This window comes from Halomonas sp. AOP5-B2-8 (assembly GCF_052376475.1).
Lineage (GTDB): Bacteria > Pseudomonadota > Gammaproteobacteria > Pseudomonadales > Halomonadaceae > Vreelandella > Vreelandella casei.
On sequence record NZ_JBQSVS010000004.1, the window covers coordinates 488,963 to 515,151 of the forward strand.

Here is a 26,189-nt window from a genome sequence, read left to right on the forward strand (position 1 = left end):
CATGCACGCTAATCAGCTTGAAGCCATAACGTTAGTGGTAACTAACAGCGAGCAGCTTGAAGGCCGCTCAGTCAGCAGCTTTGTTTTTAAACAGGACGGCGGCACGCTGGGTAGCAGCCCTCATGACGACTGGCTGCTCCAGGATCACGGTGGGCAAATTAGGCCCAGCCATGCCGAAATCATCAAGATTGACGGCAAGTATTGCTTGGTCGATCTCAGCGGCCACACCTATATCAACCGCACCACGCTGCCGGTGGGGCGCAACCGAAAAGTGGCGTTGCGCGATGGCGATGAACTGCTCGTCGGTGAGTACTGCTTAAAGGTGCACCTAGGCGATCGGCACGCTTGGCAGCCCGGTGTCCATTCGCTTTCTCGGCTCATCGACGAAGAGCATGACGACGTGACGGCTGATGCCACGCTATGGCCAGCGGGCGCCGGCGAAACGTTTAGCCATGAGGCTGAAAAGGGTGACCCCATCGAGGCGTTGGGTGGTGCCCTGCCAGGCTCTATTCAGCATGACCCGATGGTGGCCTTAGACCGTGATGACGCCGCTTCAGACGTCATTGAGCCGTTGGAGAGTGTGGCGTTTTCACAGCGTCAGACCTATCAAGGATCAGGCTATCAAGGTTCGGGCTATCAAGAGCCGTCTTATCAAGAACAGGCATTTAATAAACCGTCTTTTAGCACGACTAGCACAACGACGCAGAGGAGCAGTGGCATGGATGAGCGGCAGCTAAACGACTTAGAGCGCTCGGTTGGTGAGCAATTGGAAGATCGCTGGCAAGCACCCACAACACAGGCGCTTGGCCATGTTGGCGCAGATCCGCTGCTTAAAGGCTTAGGTTTGGATCTAAGTTTTCGTGACAGCGAAGAACAGCAGGCGTTTCTAGAAGAAGCAGGCCAAACGCTGCGAGCCACTATCGATGGCCTGCGGATACTGCAGCAGGCCCAGGATAATAGTAAATATCCGCTGCGCGACCGTCGTTTACAGCCGATTGAAGATAATCCTCTGCGGCTGGGGCAGTCCTACGAAGAGACCGCTGAAACCCTATTTTCGGCCCAGCGTAGCCCTGTGCATCTGTCCGCCCCTGAGGCCGTCGCCGAGTGCTTGCGCCATCAAGGCCAGCATCAAGCCGCTGTGGAGGAGGCCATTGGGCATGCGCTCGGCACTATTCTTGATGCGTTTTCACCTGAAGCGCTGTTAAAGCGTTTTCATGCCTACCGCGGTGCGGGCAATCGTATTGAAGACGAAGGCGGCTGGGCGTGGGAGATGTATCACCACTATTACCGCGAGCTCAACTCAGGGCGCCAGCAAGGTTTTCAAAAGCTGTTTTGGGAAGTTTTTGAGCAGGCGTATGACCAGTCGGTGCGTCGCCAGCAGCGGGAGGAGGCATGATCGCCTCAAGCATGAGCATGTCGAAGATGCTGCGTCTTGTTTGGTTGGCCGGCCTCATGCTGCTGTTGGCCGGCTGTGCTTCAACCCGTGAGGCGGGTGTGAAAACGTGGCAGGTTATGCGTGATCCTTCAATCCCCGTTGGCTATCCCGAAGATCGGCCCACCACGGTCGATCTGAGCATGATTGCCGAGCCGAACGTCAATCCCAATGTGGAAGGTGAAGGAACGCCGCTGCGCTTTCAGGTGCTGCAGCTAAAAGACGATTCCATGCTAATGGCTGCCGACTTGGGTCAGTTAAGCCGTGACTTAGAGGAAGCGCTAGGCACGAATTACCTGACCCATGACGACTTCACTTTACTGCCCGGGCAGTGGAAGTTTTACGAACCGTTTGAAGTCGATGAAGACACGCGTTACATCGGGCTGATTGCGTTTTATGCAACGCCCAACGAAGCCGAGTGGAAAAAGGTCGTTAAGGTAAAGGCTAGTGGCGAGCATTACCACCTGCTGGTTCACCTCCGTGCCAATGAAGTCGAGCTAAGGAAGGAGGAATAATGGCCAGCCGAAATCGTGTGGTGTGGAGCGAAGGCTTATTCATCAAGCCCCAGCATTTCCAGCAGCAGCAGCGCAGCCTAGAAGGCTTAATCGATACGCGTCTAAAAGGGGTTAGCCACTATTTATATGGCTTCCTATCGCTGGAACTGAACAGCGAGTTTTTAAGCTTTGGGCGGATAGCGATCAGTCGCGCTAGTGGCGTTATGCCTGATGGCGTTGCTTTTCATCTGCCCGCTGATGATATGGAGCCTAGCCCGCTAGAAATCAGCGATGCGAGCATTACCAACCAAGTGGTCTATTTAGGTCTGCCGCTGGCAACCGATGGCGTGGGCGAAGTGCGCTGGCCGGGCGATGATTTGCCGGCCCGCTATCGTCTCTTGTCACGCAGCGTGCGCGACCTACATTCCCGCGATGGCGACTCGGCAGATCTAGACGTTGCACGCGTCTCCCCTCGGCTGCTTTTAGAACGCGATGATCGCAGCGGCTACGCCTGTTTGGCGGTTGCGCGTATTGTTGAGCGTCGCCCGGATGGCAGCCTCGTGTTGGATGAGCAGTTCCTGCCCACGCTGCTTAACGTGCAGGCGGCTTCTGGGCTTCAGCGTTTCGTGGGTGAAATGGCCGGGCTAATGCGCGAACGGGCGCGCAATATTGCCCAGCGCCTCTCGACACCCCACCAGGCAGGCGTGGCCGATGTGACCGACTTCATGCTGCTTCAACTGCTTAACCGTGCTCAGCCGCGTTTTCAGCATCTGGCACGGCTAGGGCAGCTCCATCCTGAGCGGCTTTACGACACCATGCACGAAGTGGCCTGTGAGCTAGTGACCTTTACCGATGAGTCGCGGCTGCCGCCAGAGTGCCCCGCCTATGACCACGATCACCCTGATCGCGCGTTCCGGCCGCTGATGAAGATGATGCGCCAGGCGCTTTCAACCGTGCTTGAGCCACGTGCGGTGGCGATTCAGCTACAAACGCGCCGTTTTGGCTTACTGGTGGCGCCGCTTTCCGATGTCAGCCTGATCGAGTCGGCGGAGTTTATTCTGGCGGTGCGGGCAGATATGCCCAACGAGCGGCTGCGTAAGCTTTTCTTACAGCAAACCAAAGTGGCCAGCGTCGAGCGTATTCGCGACCTTATCAGTCTTCAGTTACCCGGTGTGCCGCTTGAACCGTTGCCGGTTGCTCCTCGCGAGCTGCCTTATCACGCCGGTTATAGCTACTTCCAATTGGACCGTCAGAGCGAAGCCTGGGGAATGCTCAACGGTGCCAGCGGGTTTGCCTTCCACGTCGCAGGGGAGTTCCCCGGCCTGGAAATGCAGTTCTGGGCCATCAGGAGTTAAGCCATGCAACATCTCACGACCGACGAGCGCAATTTGGCGCGCCCACGCGCTGAGCGCAGCAAAGCACGCCATGAAGACCTGATCAATGAGCGTGGCCTAGAGCATTTAATACACAGCCACGCCGAGCAGCTGGATGCCGATGAGGACTACTGGTTTCGCCTGCGCGGCCACAATTTAAATCCGCTGGTAGACGCCGCGAGCAGCCTGCTGGGCATGGTGGTACGTGTGCGCCAGCTCGATAGCGCAGGCGATGTTGAGCGGCTTTATCGCCAGGTCGTCGACGAAATTGCCGCGATTGAAATCGAGCTGACCGAACAAGGCTACGACCGGGCAACGCTGCTCGCTTACCGCTACGTGCTGTGCTCCTTCATCGATGAAGCGGTGATGGGAATGTCCTGGGGGCGGCAAAGTAAGTGGGCGGAACACTCCTTGCTAACGCGCTTTCATAACGAAACCTGGGGTGGCGAAAAAGTCTTTTCTATCCTGGCGCGATTGCAGCAAGAGCCCAAGCGTTACCGCGACATGCTGGCGTTTATTTACCTATGCCTATGCCTGGGTTTTGAAGGTCGCTATCGAGTGATGACCCACGGCCGTGATGAGTACGAACAAATCGTTCGTGCGCTAGGTGAGCAGCTTTCTACTCTGGATCAGCCCTCTGAAGAGGCGCTTACGCAGCCATTGCGTAACGTTGTTAACGCTCGCCAAGGGCGGCGAACGGGCTTTCCTATCTGGGGCATCTTTGGGCTATTTGGGCTTGCCATGGTGGCGGTGTATATGGGCCTGTCATGGTCACTTGACCAGCAGGCTGAGCAGATCACCTTGCTTCTTAACCAAATCTATCGTTAGGAGATACCATGCTCAGGGTAGAGCTACCGGCGCTTATTGATCGCCTGAACCCGATCACCCGCCAAGGACTCGAACAAGCCGCAGTGCTGTGCGCACAGCAACAGGCGCCCGAAGTTGCTGCCGCGCATTTGCTGCAAGCGCTGCTGGACCAGCCGCTGTGCGATGTACGCTGTTTGTGCGAGCATTTTGAGATCGACACTGCGGCGCTGCGTGCAACGCTTGCCGAAGAAACGCGCCCGCCACGCGATCTGGAGATCATCACGCCCAGCTTTTCACCGCTGCTGGTGGAGCTATTACAAGACGCCTGGCTGCTCGCCGCTACCGAATATCAGCACCGTGCATTACGCAGTGGCGCCGTGCTAACGGCTTTACTGCATAACGCTGAGCGCTATCTTGGCGCGGGTTCGGTGCGCCTGCTGGCGGATATCAATCGCGAAACGCTGCGCCGCCATTTAGAGCACCTTACCGCCGAATCGGCGGAGGCTCCCAGTGATCCATCCTCAAATGCAGGGCGTCAGTCTGGCATGGGGTCTGAAAGATTGGGGCCTGGAAGCGAGAAGCCTGGAAACGATAGTGCGCTGGCGCGGTTTGCCACCTCTTTAACCGAACAGGCACGCCAAGGCGAGCTCGACCCCGTGCTGGGGCGCGACCCGGAAATCGACCAGATGCTCGATATTTTGGGACGTCGGCGCAAGAACAATCCGATTGTGATCGGCGATGCCGGGGTGGGTAAAAGCGCCGTTGTGGAGGGGTTGGCAGCACGCATAGTGGCAGGGCAGGTTCCTGCAGCGCTAAAAGATGTTGAGCTACTGACCCTTGATTTAGGCGCCCTGCAGGCAGGCGCTGCCGTTAAAGGCGAGTTTGAAAAGCGCCTGAAAGCAGTGATTGATGAGGTGAAAAACGCACCGCGCCCTACGCTGCTGTTTATTGATGAAGCGCACACGCTGATTGGTGCCGGTAATCAGGAAGGCGGCGGTGATGCAGCCAACTTACTCAAGCCTGCGCTGGCGCGCGGCGAGCTGCGCACCATTGCCGCGACCACGTGGCGTGAATACAAAAAGTACTTCGAAAAAGACCCCGCGCTTTCAAGGCGCTTCCAGCCTATAGCGCTCTCTGAGCCGAGCGTGGAGCAGGCGCTGGTGATTCTGCGCGGCCTGCGCGATGTTTATGAGCGTGCCCATGGTGTGCTGATTGGCGACAGCGGTTTGCGCGCCGCTGCGGCACTGTCGGCACGCTACTTGGCCGGGCGGCAGCTGCCGGACAAAGCGATCGACGTGCTGGATACCGCCTGCACGCGATTAGCACAGGCGTTAGACACGCCGCCGCGCAGGCTTAGCCATCTACAAAGCGAGCACACCGCCGCATTGCGTGAGCGCGACCAGCTCGAGCGTGAACGACTGTTGGGTCGCGAGCCCGATAGTGAAAACCATCACGTCTTAACGGAGCGCCTAGTCAAGCTTGAGCAGGAGCTAGCAAGCCTGGAAGCCGCTTGGCAGGCGCAGCGTGAGTGTGTTGATGCGATTGTTGCGATGCATCGCCAGTTGCTAGACGCCACCAATAGCGATGCGCTGGATCAACTGCCTGAAGGCATTCATCAGGCGCTGGCCGAGCGTGAACAGCAGTTGACGCAGCTGCAAGAAACCTTTGCGTTGGTTAATCCTAGCGTTGAAGAAGCACAGATTGCCCAGGTGATCGGCGACTGGACAGGCGTCCCGGTAGAGCGCATGACCAGTGATGAGCTAACGCGGCTTACCGAGCTGCCTACTTATCTAGGGGAATTAATCCAGGGCCAAAGCAGCGCGGTAGAGCGCATTCACCGCCATCTGCTGACTGCCCGTGCGGATCTACGTCGGCCAGGGCGGCCCTTGGGCGCCTTTTTATTGGTGGGCCCCAGCGGGGTCGGTAAGACTGAAACCGTGGTGCAGATTGCCGATCAGCTGTATGGCGGGCGCCAGTTTCTGACCACTATCAATATGTCCGAATACCAAGAGAAGCATACCGTTTCTCGGCTAATTGGCTCACCGCCTGGCTATGTGGGCTTTGGCGAGGGCGGCCTATTGACCGAGGCGATCCGCCAGCGGCCTTACTCGGTGGTGCTGCTGGACGAAGTCGAAAAAGCGCACCCCGATGTGTTGAACCTTTTCTATCAAGCGTTCGATAAAGGTGAGCTGGCCGACGGAGAAGGGCGCTTAATCGACTGTAAAAACGTGCTCTTTTTCATGACCTCGAACCTTGGCTATGAGGCTATTGTACGCCATGGCGACAACGCTGCCGAGCTCGATACGGCGCTTTATCCCGTGCTGGCTGAGTTCTTCAAGCCCGCACTCCTCGCCCGTATGGAAGTGGTGCCTTATCTACCGCTAGATGGCGATACGCTGCGCGATATTGCCAAAGCCAAGCTGAATACGCTGGCAACGCGCATTCGCGAACGCCATCGGCATGCTGATGTGGCGCTGGATGACACCCTGGTTGATGCAATTTGCCAGCGCGCCACCCGCAGTGAAAACGGCGCGCGCATGCTGGAATCGGTGATTGACGGTGAGCTGCTTCCGCCGTTGTCGCGCGCCTTGCTCGAACGCATGGCGCGTCGTGAACAGGTGACCCGCGTTGCGCTGGGTGTCGATGCTGCACTGGGCACCTTTACCGCGGAGGTCGCGTAACCCCATGACGCTGCTAGCCGCAATGCCGATTGCATTAACCCTAGTAGAGAGTGCTAACGCAGAGGCGTTGCGCGCGCGCGCAGCAACGCTGGTGCGTGATGGCCTGGGCCTGGATGGCGTAGAGTGCCTCTATGTAGAGGGCAGCGGCCGCTGGCTGGGGCGTGACGGCGATGCCGCGCAGTTTGATTGCAGTGATTTTAGCCATCCCTACGCCCACGTTATTCGTAGCGGTAAAGCGCTAACGCTCAGCGTGGGGGACGCACGCACGCGCTTGGACCACCGCGCGTTTCAAACGCAAGTGGCGCGCTTAGCGGCGAATAAATGCCTCCAAGTGCGGCCACTACGGGCAATGGACGGTGATCAAGAGTGGCTGGGTGTGCTGTTGATGGTCGGCGAGCGGGACGCTCTCACCGCGCTTAATGATGAGCCCGGCATGGCCGCTTTTGAAGCATTGCTATGCAGGCTGTGGGCTCGGCTCTCGAGAGAGCAGGGCGAGCGGCATCGTACGCGCGCCCTGCGTGATTCGCTCGCCAAACTTAACGACGGTGCCCGGCGCCAGACGTTGGCAGACCAGCTAGCAGAAGACCTGCTGGGGCAGTCGGTGGCTATGCACACGCTGCGCCGCCAAGTGGTGAGAGCAGCAGAAACTAATCTAGCCGTTTTGCTGCAAGGCGAAACCGGGACGGGTAAAGATCGGGTGGCGCGTGCCCTGCACCAGCTTTCGGCGCGTTCGAAAGGCCCGTTTATGGCGATTAACTGCGCTGCCATTCCCGAAGCGCTGCTGGAGTCTGAGCTGTTCGGTCATTCCAAAGGGGCGTTTTCAGGCGCGGACCAGGCCCAGGAAGGGCTGATTAGCCAAGCCGACGGCGGCACGCTGTTTCTGGATGAAGTGGGTGATATGCCGCTGGCGCTGCAGGCCAAGCTGCTGCGCGTGCTGGAGAGCGGCCGGTATCGCCCTTTGGGGGCGAGCGAAGAACGCTGCGCCGATTTACGCATAGTGTCTGCAACCCATCAGCCGCTACGCGAGCATATCCGCGCGCAGCAGTTCCGCGCCGACCTTTACTACCGGCTCGGCCAGTTCCCGTTGCCCCTGCCCCCGCTTGCCGAACGGCGCGATGATATCGCTCAGTTGGCGCAATCGTTTATCACCGATTTCTGCCAGCGTGAAGAGCGTGTCGAAATGGGCATCACCCCCGCGGCGCTGCGCTTACTGCACGGTCGCGATTACCCTGGCAACGTACGCGAGTTAAAAAACCTCATCGACTACGCCTGCGCTATGACCGCGCAAGGCACCGATATTGATGCCTATGTGCTGCCAGGAGAGCTTGATAATGACGCGCCCGTACATACGACTTTACCGACCAGCCGGGGTGCGTATGCGTTGCCGGACAGTATTGACGACTTGCGCCAGGCGCTGCGGGACGTCGAGTCCGACATTATTCGTCAGCGGTTGCTGCACTTTGGCGGCAACCGAGCACAAACCGCTGAAAGTCTTGGCTTACCTAAGCGAACGCTGGCGCACAAGTGCCAACTGCTAGAACTGGATACCAAATGAAAATGACCTCACTGACGCGCCAATGGTCATGCAGGACGCTGCTCATGATAGGCGCTTGCAGTAGCGCTGGGCTGTACGCCGACGAGCATCAAGCAGTGCCAGAGAGCGTGTTGGATAACGCGCAGGCCTGCGCGGAAGAACCCTCGCGTTTAGATCGGCTTAGCTGCTACGACAACGTGTTTAAACCAACGTTGACGGCGACAAACGATTCAAAGCTATCCGACCTGTGGTACGCCATTGAGCGCCAAGAGTCCGAGCGAGATACACAGGCGCTAGGGCTGATGGTGGAACAAGCCGGCGACGATGTGTTGATGAGCGTACCTGCGCTGGGAACCACGCCGCCGCGCCCGGTGATGGTGATGGCCTGTGAGAACGCGATCACTCGCTTCCAACTGCACATGCCTGAACCGGTCAACGAGGCTCGCGTTGATCTTCAGCTTTCGACTAATACGGGCAGTATTCAGCAGCAGTGGCGCGCACGCGACGATGGCCATGTACTTAACGGCGGCCGTGGGCTGCCCGCGATTGAGACGTTGCGACAGCTGCTTAACGCCGATGAGGTCACGCTGACGAGCGATGTTGCCGTGTTGAATGGTTTGCGTTTTGACATCACGGGCTTGCGCCAAGCCATTCAGCCCATGCGCGAAGCGTGCCGCTGGTAAGGGAGCCAACTATGCGTATTACCGCCGTCGCTCATCTTGACCCCCTGTTGGCCCCGCTGGCTAACAATGCAGACGGGCAGCCTGTGGGGGAGTCGCTTGAGGAAACCAGCGACTACCTAGCCCTTGATGCTGAAATGATGAAAGTCGGTTCGCTGCAACATGCAAGTGTCGCGTGGGAAAGCGCTGAAACGCTGGCGATTCGCATGCTGAGCGAGCGCGGCAAAGACCTAAAAGTGCTAGGCCATTTGCTGCACTGCCTACAGCACGATGGCAATGGCGTGCGCTTTGCGCTGTCACTGCGCCTGTTAACGCGTGCTCTGGAGCAGCCCTGGTGGGCGCATGCCTATCCCTTTAATGGCCCGCGGGGCGCCAAGCTGCGCCCGCGGTTGTTTCAGCAGTTTAGCCAGCGCAGCGTAAAGCTCGCCGCCGGGCTGGACTTTCATAATGCGGACGATGAGTTCGAGGCTTGCAATACAGCGCTAACGGAGCTGCAGGCACGCGTAGAGCAATACTCGCTACCCGGGCAAGCGCTGAATGAGTTAAGTCGCCAGCTCACTGCGCAGCGTCCTACGCAGACACCGCCTTCAGCCAATAGCGCTACGCCACCGAGTGAGCGAAGCGAGACCGCGAGCAGCCAAGCAGGGCAGCAAGCGGCACCGACGGCTGAGGCGCCCGCGAAAGTGCCGGAGCTGCGCTTAGAAGCGGGTAACGAGCGCTCGAATCGTCAGGCGCTGCTCAAGATGGCGGACTTTTTGACCGAGCAGGCCTCGGGTGAGCCGCTTGCTTACCGCCTTCGCCGCTACGCCGTGTGGAGTGCCATACAGGCGCTGCCTTCGGCTAAAGAGGGCGGGCGAACAGAGCTTGCGCCCGTTTCCGCCGACCGCATTGCCGGCTACCGAGAAGCCTTTGCGCGCGGCGGCGACAGCGACTTATGGCAGCGCATTGAAAACAGCCTAGCGGTTAGCCCCTATTGGCTAGAAGGCCATCGGCTGAGCGCCGGGATTGCCAAGCAGCTGGGGCATCCGCGCTGCGCTGAGGCGATCCGTGATGAGGCGCAGCGCTTTGTGCAACGCCTGCCCGGCATTGAGGCGCTGACTTTTAATAACGGTGCGGCGTTCGTCGATGATGAGACGCAGCGCTGGCTGCATAGCAGCGGAATGCCGGGTAGCGGCGGGGCCAGCAGTGGCGGTAATGATACTTGGCAGGCGGGCTTAGAAGAGGCTCGCGAGGAAATGGAAAGTGGCGATGTGGGCGCGGCATTAAAAGTTCTTGATCAAGGCCTTAGCGCCGCCCGATCGCCTCGTGAAAGCGCCTACTGGCGTTTAGCAAGTGCGGACCTTTTACATGAAACTGGCCTGGAAAGCCTTGCGCAGCAGCACTACCGCACATTGCATCAAACCATCACCGAACTTGCGATGGAGCAGTGGGAACCATCGCTTGTGTCGCGTCTTCACGCGGCGGTTAAAGAAACGCACTAAACAATATTCATCAGTAACAGGGACGAGGGATAAAGGCTAATGTGGTCAACATTAACATCAAAGCTGAGCCGCTGGGTGCCTGGCTTGTCGCGGGCACAAACAGCGAAAAACCGTGCCAATGCGCATGGTAATAAAGCGAAAGGGCTATTGCGGATCTCAACACTGCTGTGGGCGGTGCTGCTCATCGTATTACTGGTCGCTATTTGGTGGCTGGGACCGGGTTGGGAAATACGCGACGTCATGCCGCTTGCCCCGTTAACTAACCGCCTGTTGGCAACGCTGGCCGTCGTCACTCTTATTGCTGTGATCTGGGGTGTCCGCTTAGCGCGCCGGCTGCGCACCCTGGATGAAGAGCGTGAGCACGAAGACGCTCGCCAGCAAGACCCGATTATGTCGCAGGTGGAGCGACAAGAAGTGTCGCTCGACAGCGTGTTGACTGAGATTACGTCGAGCCTAGGCGGTGGCCATAACAGCCGTTATCGCCTGCCTTGGTACCTGGTGATGGGGGTCGAAAATGCGGGCAAAACCAGCCTGATCAATCGCTCCGGCCAAACCTTTGCGCTGACCCACGTGATGAAAGCATCCGGGCAGAGTAGCAAGCAGGGCCAGCTAGGCTTTGACTGGTGGATTGGCGATAAAGCGGTGCTGATTGACCCCGATGGTGAGCTGCTAACGCAGGGCGCTATGGAAGGCGGTGAGCCTCAAGAGCTACAGCGCAGACTGTGGGATCATTTTGTCGATTGGCTTGAGCGCAATCGTGCCCAGCGGCCGTTAGATGGCGTTGTGCTGGTGCTGGATCTAGCCCGTTTAAGCCACGCCCAAGTGGCGGTACGAAAAGCCTATGCCGCGCTGTTGCGAAGCCGCTTACGTGAATTAATGGAGCGTCACGGCACCCGGCTACCGGTTTACGTCACGTTTAGCAAAATGGACTTGCTGCACGGCTTTGACGACTTCTTCCGCCACTATTCCCGCGCAGCCCGCCGTGCGCCGCTTGGCTTTACCTTTTCAGCGGCTTCGATGGACACGCCCGGGAAATGGGAGTCTGAGTTCGAAGCTGATTATGACGCCATGCTGGCCCGCTTGAACCAGCATATGCCGACCATGCTTTCCGAGTGCCGCGACCGCGATGAGCGTGAGTCGGTATTCCGGTTTGTGCGCCAGTTAGCGGGGCTGCGCGATGTACTGTTCGGCTTTCTGGCCGAGGCGCTGTCGAGCGATCGCTTCTCAACGGCGGCGATGGTGCGCGGCACGTATTTCACCTCGGTTTATCAGCAGGGCGTGCCGGAAGATCCGTTTGTTGATGCCGCCGCGCGCCGCTACGGCATGGGCGATACCGTGCAGCCTGCGCACCGGGCCACCCGCAGCGCGCTTTATTTCACCGAAGAGTTGTTTGATAAAGTTATTTATCCCGAAGCGGGCTTGGCGGGCGATAACGCCCGTATGACTCAGAGGCGCCGTCGGGCGCGCAATATTAGTCTGGTTGCCTGCTTGATCATGGGCGTTGGGCTGGTCGGTGGCTGGGCGCATTTCTATCAAAAGAACAGTGTCTCTCTCGCCGCAGTAGAAGAGCGGGCGGCAACGTTTTTAGCCACTCAGCCTGAGGCTTTCCAAAGCGACGATCCCAGCGGCTATGAATTTTTAGAACCGCTGGACAGGCTGCGCTATGCGCTGGAAACCTTCTCCGAATACCGCACGCACACGCCTTACCTTGCCGATATGGGGCTTTATCAAGGGCATATCATTGGCGCCCAGGTTGAACGTGCCTATCTGGCGATGCTGGAAAATCAGTTCCTGCCGGCATTAATGATCGGCATCGTGGACGACATGAATCGTTCCGAGGAAGGCAGTAACGCGAAATTAGCGCTACTGCGCGTGCTGCGCATGATGTCAGACGCCAGTGGCCGTCAGCCTGAGCGGGTAGAGCGCTTTATGGCGCAGCGCTGGCAGGGTTACTTTCCTCAGCAGGGCGATGTTCAAGAGCGCCTGTTGACACACCTTGACTACGCGTTGATACATAGCGATCTAAAGGGGCATATTGCTGACGGTCAGCAGCGTGCCCAGCAGGCCATGGCACCGCTTCAAGGTAGCATCGACGCGGCACAGCAAGAGCTTTCTCGTCAGCCGATTGATGAGCGGGTGTATACGTCCTTGAAAGTCGCCGGTAGCCGCCAAGGTGAACCGCTTGATCTGCGTCTTAGCGTCGGCACGCTGTTCAATACGGTATTTATGGCGCGCAATGACCAGGCCGAGTACGTGCAGCTGCCTCACTTGGTGACCCGCGACGGCTTCGAGAATTACTTTCTACAAGAGCTTGATCGAGCCACAGAGCTTGCGCTGATCGACGTGTGGGTGTTGGGTCAGCGCGATAACATCAACTTTAGCGAAGCCGATAAACAGCAGCTGCAAACGGCGCTGCGCGAATACTACGTGAGTGACTATCACGTTAGCTGGCGCGATGCCTTGCGCAATACGCAGCTGGTGCCTTTGCCGGACATTCATCAGGCCATCGTGGTGGCGGATGCGCTGGTAGGCTCACAGCGCCCATTAGACAGGTTGTTGAACGCCGTTGAACGTAATACCAGCCTCTATCCTGAGCTGCCCGAGGATGACGAACAGGCCCGCGCAGCGCTGCGCGAATCTCAGCGATACCAGCTAGCGCTGGCCATTGAGCAGCCCTTTACGCCGATTAACCAGCTCAGCCAGGCGCGTAATGACAATCCTTCGTCGCTTGAGGAAATTAAGGTAGCGGTTACTGAGCTGCGCAACTACTTGCAGGAAATTGAAGAGTCGAGCGATGCAGAGCGTGCAGCCTTTATGAATGTGCGTGATCGGCTTTCGCTGCGCGGTAACGACCCCATTTACAATCTACAGCGCATTGCCGAAAACACGCCGCAGCCGGTAGGCCGAATGCTGCATGATTTGGCTGATCAGAGCTGGCAGCTAATGATGGTGAGTGCCACGCGTCATTTAGAACACCTTTGGCTGGATGAAGTGGTCGCGCCTTATCAAGAGCGCCTAGCCGGCCGCTACCCGCTTGCCCCTGGCGCCACCAGTGAAGTAGCGCTTAGCGACTTTGAAGACTTCTTTGCCCCCAGCGGCACCCTAGATGCCTTCTATGAAGAAAGCTTAAAGCCCTTTATTGAGGGCGCGCCCGAGTACTTAGTTGATGCTGACGGTAACTCGCTACTGCGCGATAGCCTGCACACCGCCGTTCAACAGGCCGAGCAAATTCGTCGCGCCTACTTTAGCCGCGACGGCGCGCTGGATGTGGAGTTCGCCCTAGAGCCGGTGAGCTTAAGCCCTGACAAGCGTCGCAGTGTGATCAGCGTGGACGGCCAACTGATCGAATACGCCCACAGCGCCAGCCAGCGTGTTTCGATGATTTGGCCCAATACTTTACGCGGTGGCAATGAAAGTCGCGTCACTATGGTGCCTAGTGAAATCAACCGCTCTCCGCGCAGCGTGACTCAAGACGGCGCCTGGGCCTGGTTCCGGCTGTTAGAACAAGCCGATATCACCAGTGTCAGCGAGCGGGAGCTGGAACTGCGCTTCAACGTCGATGGCGGCTCGATGCGTTATCGCCTGTTTGCTAACGGCTCAGCCAACCCCTTTACGCGCCCGCTAGCGGCGGGCTTCCAGTTGCCAGCGGCGCTCTACGCCGAGCGAGGCAGCAATGCTGACCAAACTTAAGCAACTGTTTAGCGCCGGCACGTCTCAGCCTACGACGCGCCATAAGCGTCAGAGCAGCGTGAAGCGCGCCCGCCCGCTAGTGGAGGCGCGCAGCGAGGACATCGACAGTTTTATCGAAGCGGTCTACCACGCGGATGCCAAGGGGCACTCACCGTGGGTGCTAAAAGATAAAAGCGTGCTGGAAACGCTGCGTCGGGCGCTGGAATTTACCGTTCACCGCGGCCTGTGGCTACAGCGCGACGAAGGCAAGGTTGCGCATTGGCAGGGCCGACTGTTGGCGCTACGCCATGGCGACGGGCCGCCGCTAGGCATGGTGCTGGCTTGTCGCCCTGACGATGAGGCTGCCTGGCAGCTACGCTTTTTCTACATCAGCCAAGAGTGGAAAGGCAGCGGCCATGGCACCCGCTTACTCATGGCCGTGCGCCGCAGCCTCAGCGGCGTACCGCTGCAGACACGCCTGCCGTTGGTGTGCCACTCGGCCATCGATAGCCTGGAAGCCGCCGGCTTTACTCGCCAATACGTTGATGCCTTTGAGGTCGCCAGCTACGAAGCGCCCGCAAAGTGGGACGAATAAGCGGGATGAGTAAGCCGCACGAATAAGCAGTCATGTAATGCAGTCATGTAATAAGGAGTACCCGCAATGGGCCAGCAATTTGTACTAGTGGGCGATATGGGAACCGACCACGACGGTTTTTCTGCTACGCCGGTAACCGCCGGTAGCGGCACGGTGCTAATGGACGGTAAGCCCGTCGCTCGCGTAGGCGACCCGCTCGCGCCACATGACAAGCCCAACCACTCCACGCACCCGCGCGCCATTGCACAGGGCTCGGGCACTATTTTAATCGACGGCAAACCCGCTGCGTTAACGGGCCACGGCGTGGACTGCGGTGGCGTGGTCATCGGGTCTGGTTCAGGAGAGGGAAGTTGAGATGACAAGCACAGGACTGCAATTTACGTTAACACTCCCCGGTGTGGACGAGGTGGCGGTGATCGACTTCACCCACCGCGAAGCGCTTTCCCAACCCTTTGAGCTGGCGCTGAATCTGGCTAGCCGCGATGGCAGCCTAGACGCCGCCGACCTCCTTGATAGCGAAGCTACCCTGACTATTTGGCAGGATGGCGAACCGCTGCGCCGCGTGCACGGCATTATCGCTGAATTTGGCCGAGGTGATCGCGGCCACAGACGCACTTTTTACTCGCTGGTACTGCGCCCCGCGCTCTGGCGGCTTTCGCTACGCCACAACTCGCGGATTTTCCAGAAGACCGATCCGCTCACTATCATTAATACTCTGTGCGATGAGCGCGGTATCACCGATGTGGCCTTTGCGGTTAACCGCGATCTTCCTGAGCGCGAGTACTGCGTTCAATACCGCGAGACGGATCTCGCCTTTATCGAGCGCCTCGCCGCCGAAGAAGGCCTATTCTACTTTCATGAATTTGCTGAACGAGGTGAAGACACCGATGGCGGCGGCCACCGGCTGATCTTTGCCGATGATCCGCAAGTACTCACGAGCCTTGGCGAACGCACTTATCACAGCCGAGCGGGGGGCACGGCTCCCAGCCGCCATGTGCGCAAGCTGAGTCAAAAGGCCCGCGTCGCTGCAGCCTCCGCCACGCTGAAAGACTATAGCTTCAAGAACCCGGCCTACGCCCAGTTACACGAACATTTGGGCCGCGATGTCGAGGCCCACGGTCAGCAGTCTGACTACGAACATTTTGATTACCCCGGCCGCTATAAACAGGACGCCTCCGGTGAACCGTTTACCCGCATTCGCCTGGAGCAGCTGCGCCGCGAGACCATCACCGCCAATGCCGAAAGTGATCTACCCGAGCTGGCCCCCGGCCTGCGCTTTACACTCACTGATCACGATACTGACAGCCTCAACCGTGATTGGCAGGCAATCAGTGTTATTCACCACGGCGAGCAGCCCCAGGCGCTGGAAGAAGACAGCATCAGCAGCAGCGAATCAGGGGGTATGACTCGCTATATTAACCACGTCACGTTGACGCCAGGCGACGCTCCCTGGCGGGCCACTCCCAATCCTAAGCCCCGCGTGGATGGCCCTCAAGTAGCCTTTGTGGTCGGCCCCGAATGCGAGGAAATTCACTGCGACGAACACGGCCGAGTCAAAGTGCAGTTCCCCTGGGACCGCTACGCCGAACCCAACGACACGGCGAGCTGCTGGGTACGCGTTGCCCAAGGCTGGGCGGGCGGCGGCTACGGCAGCATCGCCATCCCGCGTATTGGCCACGAAGTGATTGTTTCTTTCCTGGAAGGCGACCCCGATCAGCCGCTGGTCACCGGGCGCACCTATCACGCAGTCAACACCGCGCCGTATCCGCTGCCGGAGCACAAAACCCGCACGGTCATCCGTACCCAGAGCCACAAGGCCGAAGGCTTCAACGAACTGCGCTTTGAAGACGAGGCGGGTGAAGAGCAGATTTGGCTGCATGCCCAGAAAGACTTGGAGCTGCTAACGCTTAACGACCGCACTGAAGAAATTCAAAACGACAGCCACCTTAAGGTGCACAACAACCGCATCAGCGAAGTCGACAATGATGACCACCACACGGTGCATAACAACCGCCACACCCAGGTCGACGGCGACGACCACCTGATGATCGACGGCACGCACCATGAAAAAATCGGCCAGGCCCAGCTGCTAGAAGCAGGTCAAGAAATCCATCACAAGGCAGGCATGAAAGTCGTGATTGAAGCCGGTGCTGAAATCACTCTAAAAGCAGGCGGCAGTTTCCTGAAAATCGACCCCAGCGGCGTCACGATTGTTGGCCCGCAAGTCAAGATCAACTCGGGGGGAAGCCCAGGCTCGGGCAGTGGGCAGGCGGTGCAGGGGCCGCAGTTGCCGGTGGACGTTGAGACTGAAAACCATCAAGCGGTTGCACCTGTTAATCGTCCGGCTCAGCTTAAAACCCTGCTCAAAGCGCCTGCACGTTGTGAGATTTGTGAAGATTTGAGCCAGGGAAAACGCTAGATGGATCGCCCCCAGGCAATAACCCATGCATTGGTGGATGGCGTCCGTTACCCCAATGCCCTCAAACGCTTGTATGGCCGCGATGACATTGAGGATATCGAGCCCCTCTACCTGATGACCCGTTGGTCATCGTTAGCGGAACAGGGGCCGATACTGGTGCGCCTGAAAAGCAGCCGTTTAGCGGATGAAGCTTGCGCTAACGACGACAGCAAATTGTATCGTTCGCTTTCGTTACTGAGCAGCCAGGCAAGCACCAGCGAGTTGAGTAAGCATCTTGGACAGTTTGTGACTTTTAAGGGGGAAGGGGAGCAAGAGCAGATACTGCGTTTTGCTGACCCACTTGTCACCAGGCATTGGCTGGTCAGCTACGGAAGTGCTCTACCGGCAGAGATGATGGGGCCCATCGACACGTGGTGGGTGGCCGATTGGGCGCCTAATTGGGCAGAACCGCGCCCAGTGACGTGGCAACGGCTTCCATTAAACGATAGGCAGGAATCACCCACAGCGGTTCAGGCAAAGACTTTTACGCCCATGGGGAGTACTCAGCTAACGGCGCTGGATACCGTGGCCCGTTGGCAGCTCAAGGAGCGTCTGACGAGTTATTTCAGCGATCATATGCCTGAGGAGTGGCAGTGCTTTTCTGCTGAGAATAGAGGGCGGTGGCTTGATGCACGCTTGGGCGATGCTGCCGCTTGGGGCGCCAATACAGAGCGTCAGGTCGCTATTTGGCTCAGTTTGAGTTTGCGTTGGGGCAGCGATTTCATGACGGCGCGAGATGGTTTATATGACCGCTGGATAACACAATCCGATGGCAATAAACCCCTTTCCAGACAAGAGCAACTTTATGCGCTAGATGCCTGGAGTCGGACTTCAGAGACACCGCCGGATAGCATCGCGCAGGTATCACGATTAAAAAACGAGGACAAACATGGCTAACTCGGATGCTCAGGCACAATCTCGCGACGCCGCCTTTGACGAAACGCCCGTAGGCGGTGGTGTCTGCCCTTTACTTCTTGACGTTACCCTTTTTCCAGTGCGCTATGCCATTGATGAAGCACCGGAACAGGCGGGCTCAGCTGCGCCCCACCCGATTGCAGACCAATGGCAAGGGCCTGGTTATCCTTCCATTGATACCCGTAGCTATACGCTGCGCCAGTTGCGCGATGGCTGGCTCTATGTGTGGGTAGAGGAAGAGGGGGAGCAGCGTATCGATGAGTATCGTGTGGAAGGCGCGACGTTCAATAGTGCACCTCATCTCACTTACGCTACCTGTACGTCCATCGCACTTGCCTACTCTTCGGTAAAATGGACTGACCGTATTCGCGCGCATATTCTTGAAAACACCGAAGCACGCCAACGCATTATGCGCTCGGTGGATCTAATGGCAGTGATGAATGGCACTGGAGATGAAGCGTCATTGTCTGCCCACGCAGGCCCTTTAACACAGCTCGCCGAGTACGTAGCGGATATTGCACCCAATGGCGCCGTTGACAACTTTACCAGCACGACGGTAGCGACGGTCGAAAGAGAAGAGACGGAGGGTAGTGAAGGCGGAGACGAAGAGGAGAGCATTTATCATCTACTCGCCGTAAAACCTGAAATTACGCAAGACAGCGTACTCGCCGACGTTGAAAAACACGATGAAGCGATCTTTGTAGCCCTTGATGATGATTTAGGAATCGTTAACGACCTGACCATGGCCTTGGTTGGGCGCGAAATGGAACTAGAAGTTTTCCTGGACGAATATGGACACAAGCTCGAGACGGCACAAGTCGTTAAAGCGCTGTGTCTGATCGATATTGATGACCTGATCAGTAATGACGTCCGCCAAGACCCGGAGCGTTATCGCGAGTTGACCGTCAAAACCGGTGAGCTGTTCGATGCCTTAAAAAATGTAACTAATGGTTCAGATCATACCCTGCTTCAGAGGCAACAGCGTATCAGCCAGCGTCGCGAAGAGCTGATTGAGCTCGGCATGTCGAACCCTCCTGGCCGCAATAGCCCGCAATACGAAGAGTGGCGCGGAAAAGAGCTGCCTCGCCTTGATGTCCGACTGGATGACGCGATTGCCTTCTTGACTGAAAAAGGCCCACAGCTTGAGCGTCTGCAAGCTCATGTGGAAAACAGTATCGCGGACTTGATTATCTGGTTAGAGCGGCTGCCAACATCCGCCCAGGATCTCTGTTTTGATACCTGTGATGCCGAGCAAAACAAGGCCATTCATGAATGCGGCTGTATGGCCATGGAAGCACTTGGCGCTACGCAGACAGGTCGAGCATGGCTGGATAGCACCTACCAAGCACGCGACTCGCTGATTGGTTTTGCGATGAGTAACTTTGACCCCGCCTTATCCGATGCCCTCGAGACCATTGCGCAACGTTTCATTGAACAAGGTACCGAAGATGGAGAGCCCGCAGACAGTGGTGTAACGGCGACAAGCGCGGTGACGCAAGTCAACGCTGCTATCGGCGTTCTAAAGCTTGAGGAGGTGCAGAGTCATCCCATTTATCAGGCTCTGGCGCCGCATGTCAGAGAGGCTTTTGAGACGCTTCGCAAAGAGGTTGGCGGCTCATCCACAAAGCTATGGGAAACCATTGGCTATCAATTCCTCCCTTCGTTAAGCGCCAAGAGCCAGGCGTCGATGGCGAAAGCCACCAGGGCACTGATGCACCCTTCAATGGTGGCGCTCGTACATCCCGATGTCGCCTCAACGGAAATTGTCATCGACCTCGAATATGAGGCCAAACATCGTGAATGGCGGGAACAAGCATGGCGAATCTCGGGAGAAATTCAGACCGAAGAACTGCGTGGCCAAAACGCCGGCAATAGCGCTCAGGAACGCGCGGCAAGCACCAGTAAATTGGGACGACTTGAAGAGCAACGTTACGAGCATGCCTTCAATGAACCCAAGCGTGTTACCGCCACCGACGGTTCGCTGGATCAGAGCGCATCAGGTAATCAAACGCGGGCCAATAATCTTACCAGCGCGGGCTATCACGAGCTTCGTTATCAGCACCAACTAAAATTGATGGACGGGGCCAGTGCCGTTCGCCGTCACGTGACAAATCGCGTTGAACAACTGGGCGGTGGCCTGGCACTGTTAATCGCAGGGTTAAATCTTTACAACTTTATAGATGCTGCACATATCGCCCAAAAAGAAGGCGCTGATGACGAGGATATGCGCAAACTGGCGGCGACCACGGGGGCTACTACAGTAGCGGTCATGAGCTTATGGGTCATGCCGTTTTGGAACCGCGCAGCGAAAAAGTCCTTCCGGCTTAATGGTAATATGATCCGACTTACGGATGCCTCTATAGGTGAATGGAAAAGCAATAGTAGAAATGCGGCATCACGTATCGCCGCCAAGTTAGCGACTCGTATGGCAGGTTTGTCGGCTATTGGGGCAATTGCAGCTGGGCTTGATATGTGGCAAACGGGCACAGAGTTGGAAAAGGCAACCTCTGGTGGCGAGCGTGCCGCTCTGCATACAAAACGAGCTGCTGGCGCGGCGATAACTGTGGCTACAGGGTTTCAGTTAGCTGGAGCTACTGGAGGACGTGTCGCACTTCTGGGCCGAACTTTTGCCTTCGCTTGGATATTAGGGCCGTGGGTCTCAGGAATACTATTTGCTGCCGGTGTTATCCATCTAATCGCCTCCCACTTTGCCGCACGATATAACCGTGAGGGGGTGCGGGGGTGGCTATATACCAGCACGTGGGGACAAGGCGAAATAGCATGGGAAGCCAGTGATGAGGGGCATCAGCGCGAGTGGCAGGCACTAATGGAAATTCTGCTTCAGCCCTCTGTGAAGCTCACCAGTGTCACTGAACTGGAATTTGACTCATCCAGCATGAGCTATTATGGGACGGGTAAAATGAGCCGCGTGTACCAAGGTTGCTGGGTACAAGTTGCTTTTCCCGCTTTGCTTGCGGGTGAAACCATCAAACTGTCCGATAATGCGCGAGGCGGGTTCTGGGCACCTGCTAACAGTTATGAGCAGAGTCCCACTCAACAAGGTGAACGGGGGGCTGTGCTACCCGCTGACGCTGGCTATGACACTGACGATGTACGAGTATGGCAAGCCTGGATTCCCGCCAGTGAACAAGCCGAGCGCGAGCCGTTTGTACTGGCAGCGAATTATGCAGAGACGCTGCTCGCATCATCAGAAAACAGTTTGGGCTTTACCTTTTACAAGCCGAATGCTGCCCGTGGCAAAAAAGAGATCGAGCCTAATAGCGAAGAAGGCCAAGGCATCAGCCTGCCAGCTCGCTTTGACATCACGGTACCCATGAATTTAGAAGAGTAAGGATATTTATATGTGGTTTGTACAACCCAAACAGGACTATGTCTCTCAGATGCCGTGGAAGCATGTGGATGAGTCTGCAGTCGTGAGCTGGCAAATCCGGGCACGTAACTATAATACGTCTGCGGCGAATGCTTTGTTTTCTGTATTTTTTCTTATCAGTTTGGGAGGTGGGTATTTTATGGCGCTCGTTGATGAGTCGCCGTTAGTTTCTTTTTTGATCGGGGGGGGGATGTTCACCCTCTTTATGTTAATCGCCATGAGTATGACTCATCAGACCTCCATCCTTGTTTACAGATTTACAGAGCAAAACGCTGAAGTGTGCTCCTGGAAACCTCAGATGGATTCGGTAAAACCATTTTTAAAATGGTCCGCCATTATTTTGATGCCGATTGTTCTGGTGCTGATTCTCATGGATCAGTCGCTGCTCATTACCAGCCTGGGTCCTTTAACAATGGGTTTCGCGGCCTGGATGATGGGATCATCAAAAGGCTATCAGGAAATGGCCCGAGGCAGCCGACATGAAGAGATTGACTGGACAAAAACGGAGCATATCAAGGTCTGGCGAAAACGAAGCATGATTGCCTTGACGTATCAGTGGAAGCCTTTCAAGCGGAATTCAAGCTATAGGCCGCGTACACATCTTATTTATTGTCTTCCAGAGGAGTTGGATGAGCGCATTCAGTTTTTTAAAGAACATTTGCCGAATGCAGCTTATGAAGAAGGAAAGGTCGACGTGCTTTGAGATTCTGATCTTTATCATCAGGGTATAAACAATGAGTTTAGGAGAACCGGATCTGCCACAGCCTGATCTTAAACAGCCCCATCAGGCCGGGGAAACCCACGCTATTCCCGGTGGGCGTATTACCTACTTGGCCCCAAAGCCTCTGCCAACGGCGTAGAAGCGCTGGATCTAAACGGCATCATTAGCACGCTCAACGATGCCTGGTTGGACATCGGAGGAGGGCAAGATGAATAAGACGATAAAATTAATCAACAAGGTTCGGATATGGGCCTTTATAATTTGTTTTGCAAGCGGTGGGTCACTCGTACTTGGGCACTTCGGGCACCTTGGGTTCGACAGGATTTTAACAGGCGCATTATGGGAGGTATTAGAGACGATCAGTCGTCTATCCGCAGTGTTTGCTATAGTAACTACGTTTATAGTACTTATCGATAGTGCTGGTAACGGACTCAATACACTTCAACGTAAAAAAGATGCAAAAAGGGACAGAAAACGTCACTAAATATCTATTCTGAGTTTGACTAATAATGCAGCATTGATGCTGCCCGACGCACTCATTACTTGCCAAGGAAAGCAGTTGCTAATTTTCTTGGCGGTAAGTCTTCTATCATTATTCGTTCTCTACGCATCTACGGTGGCAGCGGCCACCTACAAGATATGAGTGCTCCTGCCTTGGTCTGCATCGGCCTGACACCGGATCCTCTGCGCGGCGGCGCCCACCTTGGCCAGCTGCTATGTCTTAGTTGCCATATTCCATAAAGCTATAAGCACTGCTAAATAAAGAATTTCCCGCGTTGTACTACTATCGTTAGGCTTGCAACTATTGTCTATGTCTATCAAAAGCGCCTGTTTTCTAACAGGCGCTTTTGGTGTTGCTAAAGGTGACCTATGTCCACAACCTCTATTGTTGAACCCGCAAGCTATCGTGTGCCGCTGATCGCCACGGCGGCGATTGTTTTAGGCGCGTTGCTGGTGGGGATGGTGTTTGAAGCCAATACCGGGCTGCTGATGATTGTCGGCGGCCTGCTGGGGATGGTGCTTTACCATGCGGCGTTTGGCTTTACGTCCGCATGGCGTGTGTTTATTACCGAGCGACGAGGGCGTGGCCTGCGCGCGCAGATGGTGATGCTGGCGATTGCCGTGGTGCTGTTTTTCCCGGCTCTTGGCGCGGGCACGTTGTTTGGTACACCGGTGACTGGGTTTGTCTCGCCGATTGGTATTTCGGTACTGGTTGGAGCATTTATTTTCGGCGTTGGCATGCAGTTGGGCGGCGGCTGTGCCTCTGGCACGCTGTTTACAGCGGGCGGCGGTAATGCGCGCATGCTGATCACCCTGGTTTTCTTCATTGTTGGTTCGGTGATTGGCACGGCGCATTTTGCCTGGTGGCAGAGCTTACCCGCCTTTCAGCCAGTGTCGCTGGTTAACGTTGCCGGAGTAAGCGGCGGAATAGCGGTTAGCCTGGTGCTATTTGCTGCTATCGCTGCCTTTACCTGGGTGATGGAGAAACGTCGCCATGGACAGCTTGAGCAGGCGCCTGTCGTGAATAAGTATGGCTATTCGCGTTGGTTAACAGGCCCGTGGCCGCTGGTAGCGGGTGCGGTGGCACTGGCGCTGTTAAATTTTGCCACCCTGGCACTGGCAGGCCGCCCTTGGGGCATTACCTCTGCGTTCGCGCTGTGGGGTGCCAAGGCCTATGGGCTGGTAGGCGGTGATGTTAGTCAGTGGGGATATTGGCAGGCGCCTGGCAATGCAGCGGCCTTGGAAACCAGTGTATGGAACGACATTACCACGGTAATGAACGTCGGTATTATGCTTGGCGCGCTGGCGGCCTCAAGCTTGGCTGGTCGCTTTGCGCCTAATTTCAAAATTCCGTTGAGGTCCGTATTAGCAGCGATTATCGGCGGCCTCATGTTGGGCTATGGCGCGCGCTTGGCGTATGGCTGCAATATTGGCGCGTACTTCAGCGGTATTGCCTCGGGCAGCCTACACGGCTGGGTGTGGCTGGTGGCGGCATTTGCGGGGAATATGGTGGGCGTTAAGCTGCGTCCGTTCTTTTTTGCAGGTATAGAAGGGCGCCAAGCCGCGGCCAAAAGCTGCTAATCACGTTCTGCTTTAACGTGTCATTGTTTCGATGCCTCGGCCGTTGGTCGGGGCATTTTTTTACGCTTAATACGGGTCTCTTCTACCTTTGTCTCAGGAGCATGTTACATTAAGCCCAAACGCCGCAAACGCCCGATGTTGCTGCATTGCAGCAGTGATAGACATTAAAAGAGAGTGCTTATGACTACCCAGAGTAAACGCCCCTTGTACCTTCCTTACGCCGGTCCTTCTTTGCTCGAAATGCCGCTATTGAACAAAGGCAGTGCGTTTACTCAACAGGAGCGCTTGGCGTTTAACCTGATTGGTTTGCTACCTCAGAGAGTAGAAACCATTGATGATCAGTTAGCGCGCGTCTATCGCCAGTACCAGCAGTGCCATAGTGATCTTGAGAAGCACATTCATCTGCGCGCCATTCAAGACGATAACGAGACGCTCTATTTCCGCCTGGTTTCCCAGCACCTTGAAGAGATGCTGCCGATTATCTATACCCCGACGGTGGGGCAGGCGTGTCAGGAATTCTCTAATATTTATCGTAATCATCGCGGCCTGTTCATTAGCTACCCTGATCGCGAACATATGGATGACATCCTGCGCAGCGCGACCAAGGATAACGTTAAAGTGATCGTGGTCACGGACGGTGAGCGGATTCTAGGCCTGGGCGACCAGGGAATCGGTGGAATGGGCATCCCGATTGGTAAACTGGCACTGTATACCGCCTGTGGCGGCATCAGCCCCGCCTATACACTGCCGATCATGATTGATGTGGGCACCAACAACAAAGCACTGTTGGATGACCCTATGTACATGGGGTGGCGCCACGAGCGGGTAGGGCAAGAAGAATATGAGGCGTTTATGGCAGAGTTTATTGCCGCCGTGAAGCGCCGTTGGCCTAATGTGTTGTTACAGTTTGAAGACTTTGCTCAGGCCAATGCGGTGCCGCTTTTAGAGCGCTATCGCGATGAGCTGTGCTGTTTCAATGATGACGTTCAAGGCACTGCTTCGGTGGTGGTCGGCACCTTAATGGCCGCCTGCCAGGCCCGTGAAGAAACCATTGCTCAGCAGCGAGTGGTGTTTGTGGGCGGTGGTTCAGCGGGTTGCGGTATTGCTGAGCAGGTCGTTGTCGCGATGGAAGCCGAAGGCTTGACCGAAAGCGAAGCGCGGGCGCGTATTTATATTGTTGATCGCGATGGCCTGATGACCAACGACCAAGCATGGCAGCGAGATTTTCAGCGCCGTTTAGCCCATGACGCTACGTTAGTGGCGCATTGGAATGGCCAAGGCCTGGAAGAGACCATTGCGCAGATCAAACCAACCGTATTGATTGGCGTATGCGGCCAACGCGGTATTTTTACCGAACAGGTTGTGCGCACGATGCACGCGGGCTGCGAGCACCCGGTGATCATGCCGCTTTCGAACCCCACCTCGCAGGCTGAAGCCGTACCGGAAGATGTCATCCGCTGGACTGATGGGCAGGCGCTAGTCGCTACCGGCAGTCCTTTTGCGCCGGTTGTTTATAACGGCCGTACCTATGCCATTGCTCAGTGCAACAATGCCTATATCTTCCCAGGTATTGGGCTGGGCGTTATTGCTGCGAGTGCCACTCGCATCACGGATGAAATGCTGATGAGCGCTTCGCGGGCACTGGCTCGCGAAGCGCCGCTGGTGAAAGATGGCAAGGGTGCGTTGTTACCGCCGCTGTCGCGCATTCGTGAGATCAGTAAGTCAATTGCTTTTGAGGTGGCTGCGCAGGCCCAGCAAAACGGCGTGGCGTTGCAAACCAGTGGAACTACACTGCGTGAGCTAATTGACAAAGCGTCCTGGTCGCCGGATTACCGTACTTACCGTCGCCGCGCTTTCTAAACGCAGGTTTAAGGCA

At 56.6% G+C, this 26,189-nt stretch carries 18 protein-coding genes; all 18 read left to right on the forward strand.

What is annotated here, in order from left to right; translation table 11 throughout:
- Nucleotide 1 precedes the first annotated feature (1 nt).
- The 18 genes from tagH to ACT3RP_RS12480 all read left to right on the forward strand — a co-directional run bounded on the left by tagH (nt 2) and on the right by ACT3RP_RS12480 (nt 26,173).
- Entirely contained in the window at nt 2-1,396 is a 1,395-nt protein-coding gene (gene tagH, locus ACT3RP_RS12395; protein WP_444625038.1) for a type VI secretion system-associated FHA domain protein TagH, read from the forward strand.
- Entirely contained in the window at nt 1,393-1,947 is a 555-nt protein-coding gene (tssJ, locus tag ACT3RP_RS12400; RefSeq protein WP_225734152.1) for a type VI secretion system lipoprotein TssJ, read from the forward strand. The genes tagH and tssJ overlap by 4 nt, the downstream gene beginning before the upstream one ends.
- The gene (gene tssK, locus ACT3RP_RS12405; RefSeq protein WP_096277937.1) at nt 1,947-3,281 is read left to right on the forward strand and encodes a type VI secretion system baseplate subunit TssK; all 1,335 of its coding nucleotides are present in this window, start codon (nt 1,947-1,949) and stop codon (nt 3,279-3,281) included. Before tssJ ends, tssK begins: the two co-directional genes overlap by 1 nt.
- A gap of 3 nt (nt 3,282-3,284) precedes the next feature.
- Nucleotides 3,285-4,127 (forward strand): type IVB secretion system protein IcmH/DotU, encoded by an 843-nt coding sequence (gene icmH / locus ACT3RP_RS12410; RefSeq protein WP_441686018.1) that lies wholly within the window; start codon nt 3,285-3,287, stop codon nt 4,125-4,127.
- An 8-nt stretch (nt 4,128-4,135) separates the two neighbouring features.
- Complete coding sequence (gene tssH / locus ACT3RP_RS12415) at nt 4,136-6,787, forward strand: type VI secretion system ATPase TssH (RefSeq protein ID WP_483393880.1); 2,652 nt, start codon at nt 4,136-4,138, stop codon at nt 6,785-6,787.
- A 4-nt stretch (nt 6,788-6,791) separates the two neighbouring features.
- Entirely contained in the window at nt 6,792-8,342 is a 1,551-nt protein-coding gene (locus ACT3RP_RS12420; RefSeq protein ID WP_483393881.1) for a sigma-54 interaction domain-containing protein, read from the forward strand.
- Nucleotides 8,339-9,004 carry a type VI secretion system-associated protein VasI gene (gene vasI, locus ACT3RP_RS12425; protein ID WP_483393882.1) on the forward strand — a complete coding sequence of 222 codons (666 nt, stop codon included), beginning with the start codon at nt 8,339-8,341 and terminating at the stop codon, nt 9,002-9,004. The genes ACT3RP_RS12420 and vasI overlap by 4 nt, the downstream gene beginning before the upstream one ends.
- Nucleotides 9,005-9,015: 11 nt before the next feature.
- Nucleotides 9,016-10,482, forward strand: coding sequence for a type VI secretion system protein TssA (tssA, locus tag ACT3RP_RS12430; RefSeq protein WP_483393883.1), 1,467 nt, complete (start codon nt 9,016-9,018; stop codon nt 10,480-10,482).
- Between the two features lie 39 nt (nt 10,483-10,521).
- Nucleotides 10,522-14,172: a type VI secretion system membrane subunit TssM gene (tssM, locus tag ACT3RP_RS12435; protein WP_483393884.1), complete on the forward strand. Its 3,651-nt coding sequence runs from the start codon at nt 10,522-10,524 to the stop codon at nt 14,170-14,172.
- Nucleotides 14,156-14,746, forward strand: a complete 591-nt coding sequence (locus tag ACT3RP_RS12440) for a GNAT family N-acetyltransferase (RefSeq protein ID WP_096277951.1) — start codon at nt 14,156-14,158, stop codon at nt 14,744-14,746. Before tssM ends, ACT3RP_RS12440 begins: the two co-directional genes overlap by 17 nt.
- A gap of 66 nt (nt 14,747-14,812) precedes the next feature.
- Complete coding sequence (locus ACT3RP_RS12445; protein ID WP_441686822.1) at nt 14,813-15,100, forward strand: type VI secretion system PAAR protein; 288 nt, start codon at nt 14,813-14,815, stop codon at nt 15,098-15,100.
- Nucleotide 15,101: 1 nt separating this feature from the next.
- Complete coding sequence (locus ACT3RP_RS12450; RefSeq protein WP_483393885.1) at nt 15,102-17,165, forward strand: type VI secretion system Vgr family protein; 2,064 nt, start codon at nt 15,102-15,104, stop codon at nt 17,163-17,165.
- On the forward strand, nt 17,166-18,101 hold the full coding sequence (locus ACT3RP_RS12455; RefSeq protein WP_483393886.1) for a DUF4123 domain-containing protein: 936 nt from the start codon (nt 17,166-17,168) through the stop codon (nt 18,099-18,101).
- Nucleotides 18,094-21,471: a T6SS effector BTH_I2691 family protein gene (locus ACT3RP_RS12460; protein ID WP_483393887.1), complete on the forward strand. Its 3,378-nt coding sequence runs from the start codon at nt 18,094-18,096 to the stop codon at nt 21,469-21,471. The genes ACT3RP_RS12455 and ACT3RP_RS12460 overlap by 8 nt, the downstream gene beginning before the upstream one ends.
- A 10-nt stretch (nt 21,472-21,481) precedes the next feature.
- Complete coding sequence (locus ACT3RP_RS12465) at nt 21,482-22,213, forward strand: hypothetical protein (protein WP_483393888.1); 732 nt, start codon at nt 21,482-21,484, stop codon at nt 22,211-22,213.
- A 31-nt stretch (nt 22,214-22,244) separates the two neighbouring features.
- Nucleotides 22,245-22,370: a hypothetical protein gene (locus ACT3RP_RS12470; protein ID WP_483393889.1), complete on the forward strand. Its 126-nt coding sequence runs from the start codon at nt 22,245-22,247 to the stop codon at nt 22,368-22,370.
- A 731-nt stretch (nt 22,371-23,101) separates the two neighbouring features.
- The gene (locus ACT3RP_RS12475) at nt 23,102-24,313 is read left to right on the forward strand and encodes a YeeE/YedE family protein (protein ID WP_483393890.1); all 1,212 of its coding nucleotides are present in this window, start codon (nt 23,102-23,104) and stop codon (nt 24,311-24,313) included.
- A 180-nt stretch (nt 24,314-24,493) separates the two neighbouring features.
- Nucleotides 24,494-26,173, forward strand: a complete 1,680-nt coding sequence (locus ACT3RP_RS12480; RefSeq protein ID WP_444625049.1) for an NAD-dependent malic enzyme — start codon at nt 24,494-24,496, stop codon at nt 26,171-26,173.
- Nucleotides 26,174-26,189 lie beyond the last annotated feature (16 nt).